At 56.1% G+C, this 6,400-nt stretch carries 7 protein-coding genes and 1 tRNA gene; 2 read left to right on the top strand and 6 right to left on the bottom strand.

Going from position 1 to position 6,400, the window contains the following annotated elements:
• Positions 1-411: acyl-CoA thioesterase domain-containing protein (locus ABL922_RS10990; protein WP_349024257.1), on the bottom strand; the 411-nt coding region annotated here is incomplete at its 3' end.
• Between the two features lie 89 nt (positions 412-500).
• Here ABL922_RS10990 and ABL922_RS10985 point away from each other — a divergent pair.
• Entirely contained in the window at positions 501-1,580 is a 1,080-nt protein-coding gene (locus ABL922_RS10985; protein ID WP_349024256.1) for an AraC family transcriptional regulator ligand-binding domain-containing protein, read from the top strand.
• 9 nt (positions 1,581-1,589) lie between these two features.
• Here ABL922_RS10985 and ABL922_RS10980 read toward each other — a convergent pair whose 3' ends face one another.
• From ABL922_RS10980 to ABL922_RS10970, 3 genes are all read right to left on the bottom strand, one after another.
• Complete coding sequence (locus ABL922_RS10980; RefSeq protein ID WP_349024255.1) at positions 1,590-3,140, bottom strand: DUF4403 family protein; 1,551 nt, start codon at positions 3,138-3,140, stop codon at positions 1,590-1,592.
• A 166-nt stretch (positions 3,141-3,306) separates the two neighbouring features.
• A tRNA-Val gene (locus ABL922_RS10975) sits at positions 3,307-3,381 on the bottom strand.
• A 56-nt stretch (positions 3,382-3,437) separates the two neighbouring features.
• On the bottom strand, positions 3,438-3,815 hold the full coding sequence (locus tag ABL922_RS10970; protein WP_349024254.1) for a response regulator: 378 nt from the start codon (positions 3,813-3,815) through the stop codon (positions 3,438-3,440).
• A gap of 116 nt (positions 3,816-3,931) precedes the next feature.
• Here ABL922_RS10970 and ABL922_RS10965 point away from each other — a divergent pair, with 116 nt between their 5' ends.
• Positions 3,932-4,825, top strand: a complete 894-nt coding sequence (locus ABL922_RS10965) for an N-formylglutamate amidohydrolase (RefSeq protein WP_349024253.1) — start codon at positions 3,932-3,934, stop codon at positions 4,823-4,825.
• A 227-nt stretch (positions 4,826-5,052) separates the two neighbouring features.
• On the opposite strand, the gene ABL922_RS10960 is transcribed toward ABL922_RS10965, so the two are convergent.
• Positions 5,053-5,580 carry a cytochrome b gene (locus ABL922_RS10960; RefSeq protein WP_349024252.1) on the bottom strand — a complete coding sequence of 176 codons (528 nt, stop codon included), beginning with the start codon at positions 5,578-5,580 and terminating at the stop codon, positions 5,053-5,055.
• A gap of 36 nt (positions 5,581-5,616) precedes the next feature.
• Complete coding sequence (locus ABL922_RS10955; RefSeq protein ID WP_349024251.1) at positions 5,617-6,399, bottom strand: SapC family protein; 783 nt, start codon at positions 6,397-6,399, stop codon at positions 5,617-5,619.
• Position 6,400: the final 1 nt, after the last annotated feature.

Below are 6,400 nucleotides of genomic sequence, written 5' to 3'. Positions count from 1 at the left end.
GAATTCAGGCGGGCCGCTGCGGGTTTTGCCCTCTTCGGGAATGGGCGGGAATTCGGGACGGGGCAGGCCCTCATAGTCGATATGACTTTCGCGCCGCGCCATGAAGACGAAAACACAGCTCAGGCCTACTTCTTCGCCCACAGTGATTTCGCTCTTGATGAAGGCGCTGTTACGGCCACGGCGCAAAACCTTGCTGTGGATTTCAATCTCGCCCGACAATGGGCCGGAAAAGGCGATCTGCGCGGTCAGTAGTGGCGGCAGATCGGGCGCCGCCAGCTTTGCAGACTGATAGGCCAGCGCCGAGCTCAACCCGCCATAGGCCGTCCGCCCCTGATGCCAAGTCGAGGGGATGGTGATTTTCTGATCGGCGCTATCGGCACGAAGTTGCGCAAGAATGTCTGCAAGGTTCATGCATGCCGCATATCGCGCGCATTCTATTGTCGCAAGCTATCAAGACAATAGGCTTGCATAGCGCAGCTTGCGGTGGTTGAGTCGCGCGCATGGAGGGGCAAGACCAATTTGCTTGGGTGCAAAAGCTTGTAGGCGGCGGCGTTCCGATTCCGCCGAATACAGCTTCGGCCAATCTGATCGGCAGGGCCATCGCTGCTGCGGTGGCACTCGGCGCAAACCGACCTGCATTGCTTGATGCCGTTGGCATAAATGAAGCGACAATCCGCAACCAATTGAGCCGCGTTCCGGGTGTGGTTCTGAACAGGTTGCTGATGGCAATCGAAATCCAGCTCGAAAAACCCGCTGCCGTATTGGAAATCGGACGCGATTCCAGGCCGCGTTGCTTCTCAGACATCGGCTATGCGACACGCCTCTTGCCGACACTGTTCGATGTGATTGATGCCAATGTGCAAATGCAGGAATTGCGGCAGAATATCTATCGCGTTTCACTCGCCGACCAAGGGGAGGTCGCCGCCCTGAAATGGAATGCAATGGGCAATAACGCACAAGAAATTGCACCGGCTGTTGAATTTTCGATCGTCACCTATGTCAGGCTCGCACGAGAGATTTGGGGCGACAAACTGAATATTGCAGGTGTGACAATTCAGCATCAGCCGCGGTTCGACCGTGCCCTTTATGAACAATATATTGGCTATCCGGTTAGATTTGGCACCAAGGAAACGACCGTTCTTTTTTCATCCGAGCAATGCCGCTTGCGCACTCCGCACGCAAATCCTGAACTTCTCAACGCAGCCACCATTTGCCATTCGCATCCGGTCAAATGGTTCGATGCAGGCATGCGCCTGTCTGCATTCACCTATTTCTATTTATGGACCGAACTCAACAAGTCTCCTGTCACGCTGGACCGTGTCGCACGGTCGTTTGGCATAGCAGAGCGCACTTTGCGGCGACACTTGGTCGACGAAGGCAATCCGTTCCGCACCATGCTCGATGACATACGCAAAAGCATGTGCGACCTTTACAAGCTGGAGAATAAACGTGCGCTCGCCGAGGTCGCCGAACTGCTCGGCTATGGCGAATTGAGCGCCTTCACGCGCGCCTATCGGCGCTGGTATGGCGAGCCGCCGAGCAAAGGCTGGCAATCTGCTGCAACCTCCACGCGCGGGTAAGCGACTTTTTTATTTCCTGATCCGCGGCGTATAGCGGATATCCGCCTTGCCGGTCACATCGACGGGGAGGAACAGCCCCTGACCTGTTGCTATAACGGTCCCATGGCTCACCTCATTCACTTCGGCTGAAAGCGTGAAATCCCCTTCGCGGCGCAATGCGATGGCCTTTTTCGCAGCTACCAATACCCTCTCATAATCCTTGTTGAAATCGGTGACCAATGCCTTGCTGATTTCGGCGAGCACTTCGGGATCCTCAAACAGCGCAAAGAGCAGGTTGACAGCCTCGCGATCGGTCGTTCCTGCGATCCGCAAATCGCGAACCTGAACAACCTCGGAATTGTCTTTGTTGTAAGGAATGGCTGACAGCCAAATGGCGCCGTTGGTGCCTTTGAGCGGGCTGCGGATAACATCCGCATTTGCTTCGATCCCGACAGCTATTCTGCCGCCCTCGGTCGCATAGACCGTGACGTTTTTGAAATCGACATTCACTTGTCCGATCTGGTCGAGCTCTATGCCTTTGGCAGCGAGCTTGCGCAGCGCCCGCAGGATCACCGGCTCCAGTTCGCGATAATCGGCGAGCACGGGGATATGGAATCGCAAACCATGATCGCCCGTCATCCGCGCAGGCGGCGGCAGCGGGGTGATCTCCGGTTTGTCCGGTTCGTCGCCGATAAAGGTCTCGGTAACGGCCTCAGCAGACAGGGTCATCATCAACTGCCGCCCGCTGATACGGTATCCGCCGAACCCTAGCTTCTGAGGTGTCACCCGCATCCATGCGGGTGGGCGTTCGCGGTTGAGCATGATCGTAGCAAACCCCTCACCCCAAGCTCCCTCCACAAGTTTTCGGGTCTGCACGCGGGCAATTTCTCGAGACAGATCTCGCTCTAGCCCGGCAATCACCTTGGCCAGTTCAGCGTCGGCCTTACGGACAAAGCGTATTCGCTTGCCCAGAAAATCGATCCCCGGTGGCTCCCGCCAATCATAGTCGATGTCGACTTTGGCGCGCGGTGACCAGTTGTCAGAAATCGAAATGCGGACATGGGCGCGCACGTCCGCTGATGCATTGGCGGTTTCACGCTTGATGACACCGCCCACGTCGCGCGCGCTGACGATGGCATTGACGGGCATGGTCACCATCAACAGATCGCCACGTCCGGAAAGTCGAATTCGCCCGCGATTGACGTGGCCGACGATCGTGCAAGCGACATCCGGAGTCATTTTGGTGCGTTTCAGGCCGATTTTGCAGTCGACATTCTTGCACGCCTTCCCTTTGCATTTTTTCTTGTGCACCGGGCAAATCGTTACCCGTTGGGCGGGAATGCATTTGGGTTCATATTGGTTGATCGCCCAAAGCCGTGTCGGCGCTGAGTTGTTCAACTTTGCCTCCAGCCCACTTATATCGATGTTCAAGGGTACAATGATCGTCGATGTCTGTTTGGGCAGCTGGGCTGCGGTTTCGATGCGCGGGGGGGCTGGATTGCCGACCTGCTTGTCACAGCCGCCGAGCAAGGTCGCGAAACAAATCAGCCAAAAGAAGATAGCATTGCCTGCACTGCGCATAATGCCCCTCGCATCCGCACTCGCGAAATCTATGCCCGGTCATGACCTGTTTTCTAGACGACCAGATTATTGCCAGCATGCTGGCATCGCGCATCTGAAGAGGCAAGCCGGAAATCTTGGCGCAATCCCGCACCAAGCTGTGAAATAGTTGACAAAAGGGGAGAAATGGTGGGCGTAGCAAGGATTGAACTTGCGACCCCTGCGATGTCAACACAGTGCTCTACCACTGAGCTATACGCCCACGCTGCGGGCCCTCTAGCGGCCTAAATGATTCCATTCAAGCCCGAATATGGGGCTTCAGTTGAGACCGGTCGCGCTTTCCTTGGCGAACAGTCGCTCCACTTCCAGGACGAGATCTTTCAGGTGAAACGGCTTGGACAACACTTTCGCCTGCGGCATCGACTGCCCGGCGCGCAATGCAACCCCAGAGAATCCGGTGATGAACATGACTTCGGTGCGCGGCGAAACCTTGCTGCAATGGCGGGCGAGTTCGATACCGTCCATTTCGGGCATGACGATATCCGTCAGCAGCAGATCGAAATGCTCGCGCTCCAAGAGCGGCGCCGCTTCGGTACCCCGGTCGACGGACACAACATCATATCCGGAACGTTCCAGCGCACGCGCCAGATATTCACGCATCGCCTGTTCGTCTTCCGCCAGTAGAATTCTCGTCATTGCTTGTCCTGTCATCGGGCATTTTTGCCTTCGCGAGTCCCGCTTCCGCCTCTGATACCATCAGACGGTAAAAATATTGCACCGCATTTACCAATTTTGTCCTATCCAGCGTTGTGATGGATCAGGAGGATGACACCGACGCTTCCGATTACGGCGGAAATTGCGGGTTTCAGCTGTTCAATCTGGATTCGCCCAGCCTGCCCATTCTGATATCCGTGCCGCATGCCGGACGTGAATATCCGGCGGAATTGCTCGAAAATCTGCGAATCGCCCCCGCAGAGCTGCAGCGGTTGGAAGATCGCTATGCCGACCGTCTGGTTACGCCTGCAATCGCGGCGGGCATGCCCGCTATTGTTGCGCGCCGTGCCCGCGCCTGGATCGATTTGAACAGGGGTGAAGACGAACTCGATCCAGAGATGGTCAAGGGCGGAATCAACAATCGGAAAATTGTCGGCAGCGCCAAAATGCGAGGCGGGCTGGGTCTTGTGCCCCGCAGGCTTATCCATAGCGGTGATATCTGGCTGCACCCGTTTGAAGCGCAAGACGTTGAGCAACGCCTAAGCGGCTTTCACCGCCCCTACCATCAGCAGGTCGAACAGGCCCTGCTGCAGATGCGCGACCGCTTTGGCATCGCTGTGCTGGTCGACATTCATTCGATGCCGCCGCTGCTGCCTGTGGGAGGGTTCCAGCCGCACATCGTGATCGGAGACAGATTCGGGCAAAGTGCTGCATCGCTCTATTCGGAAATGTTTCTGCAGCGGTTGAAGCAGATTGGTGTCACCGCGGCGCTCAACCACCCCTATCCCGGGGATTATATCCTGCGGCGGCACGGTAATGTGCGCAAAAATATTCACGCCATCCAGATCGAGGTCGATCGCGCGCTCTATCTCGACTCGGAATTGCGCGAACCGGCTTCGGGACTCGATGCTACCAGCACCATTATAACCGAACTGCTGATGTTGCTGGCCGAGTTAGCGGGTGGTGCCTCTATGCCGATGGCGGCCGAATAGCCCCAAAAACCGCCATTTCCCGGCCTAAGAAAAAACCACCCCGGAATAATCCGGGGTGGCCAAGGTTCAGGGAGGTGGCGCTGACCAGCAGCGCCGAAGGACGGATAAGGGAGGGGAGATATCCGTCCTGAAGCAAAGATGGGGTTTTCATTTCGGCAAATCAATAGCCGAGTCTGTATCAACTCGTATCATCGAGACGAAATGCCCCTGTGATACGAGCAAAATTCCTAGGGCCACATGCGCTGAATGAAGGGCAATCGATCGGCAAACTGGTGCTTCAAAGCGCCGATAATATGCAGCAATATCAACAGGAAAAGGGGTTTTGTGAGGATTTCATGCACCTCGTGCCCGATGCCTGCCAGATCCTTGCTTTTGCCGATAGGCAGCGTCGCATCGAACAGGCCGAAAAAGTCAACTGGCGGCGCTTGCGGATGCGCCGACGCCATCAGCCAGCCCGAAAATGGAACGGCGATGATCAGGAAATAGAATAGCAGGTGTACAAATTTGCCCAGACCTGCCTGCCAAGCCGGGATAGCGGATGGAAGCGGCGGCGGTTTGTGGCCAATGCGCCAGAATAGTCGCAGCAGCGATAGCGTCAGGATCGAAATTCCGATGGCCTTGTGCGGTGCCATGAACGCGCCTTGCGCCTCTCGCGGCAAATCCTCTGCAGCACTGGCGAGGTAGAAATTGGCGAATATCAGCAAAGCAATCACCCAATGCAGCGTGATTGCGATTTTACTGTATTTATTGGTCATGGCGGCCCTCCTCTATAAGGGGGCCGCCCCACAGCATCAGGCGGTGGCTGCCCCATCGGCAACTGGCACCTTACCCTGCTGAACCTGCAAAGCAAATATTTCGCGGACCAGCTGCAACGAGAAGAGATGGGCATAAATCAGCGGCAGCATGCCGTTCTGGCTGATCTTGCGCAGTTCGTCGCCGCGCATGTCGCGCAGCTTTTCTTCGTTGACCATCTGGAAACCGCGATAGACGTAAGGCGCTTCCTTGCCTTCTTGCTGGATCGCAACTTCGCCATCCATAAGCAGCTCATATTTCTTCAGTTCTTCGACAAAAGCCTGTGTGCGGGCGCCAGCTTGTTCGAAATCTTCGCAGAACTTCAGGATTTCACGCGTGGTTTCGGTGGCTTCGGTGCCGTCGAAAAGTGCGGTGCCTTCTTTTTTGAAGTCGCCAACAACGTCGGACGAAGGGTCGAAGCACAAAGTCAGCTCATCGCTGTCAGGGCGAATACGCGCGAGCATGAAGGGATAACGGCGGATATAAGCCGGCAGATACACCGGCGACCCGAATTTCGCTTCATCGTCGAGAAATACATTGACGCCTTCGTTCATGCCCATGAGCGCAAGCGGCACAGGATTGTCGCCTGCCGAAAAAATGATCGGGTAGTTGCGCGATGCAACAACAAACTCTTCGACCGTCAACGGAATGGCATGCTGATCTTGCATGAATTTGGCATTGTCCAGCTGACGGCTTTTGAAAGCGCCATGTTCGCTGCTGTTCAGCGGAACCAGATCTTTATAGAAAAGGGGCAAGCCTTGCGGCGCGGGCTGGGTAGCCATT

It is taken from the genome of Sphingorhabdus sp. (genome assembly GCF_040079335.1).
Taxonomy (GTDB): domain Bacteria; phylum Pseudomonadota; class Alphaproteobacteria; order Sphingomonadales; family Sphingomonadaceae; genus Sphingorhabdus_B.
Note: the sequence above shows the minus strand (reverse complement) of the source record. Positions and strands in the feature narration are given on the sequence as shown.

Bases quoted from the DNA above. Each gene is read 5' to 3' on its own strand.
- ABL922_RS10980 (WP_349024255.1), bottom strand. From the start codon at position 3,140: ATGCGCAGTGCAGGCAATGCTATCTTCTTTTGGCTGATTTGTTTCGCG.
- ABL922_RS10970 (WP_349024254.1), bottom strand. From the start codon at position 3,815: ATGACGAGAATTCTACTGGCGGAAGACGAACAGGCGATGCGTGAATAT.
- ABL922_RS10985 (WP_349024256.1), top strand. From the start codon at position 501: ATGGAGGGGCAAGACCAATTTGCTTGGGTGCAAAAGCTTGTAGGCGGC.
- ABL922_RS10965 (WP_349024253.1), top strand. From the start codon at position 3,932: ATGGATCAGGAGGATGACACCGACGCTTCCGATTACGGCGGAAATTGC.
- ABL922_RS10960 (WP_349024252.1), bottom strand. From the start codon at position 5,580: ATGACCAATAAATACAGTAAAATCGCAATCACGCTGCATTGGGTGATT.
- ABL922_RS10955 (WP_349024251.1), bottom strand. From the start codon at position 6,399: ATGGCTACCCAGCCCGCGCCGCAAGGCTTGCCCCTTTTCTATAAAGAT.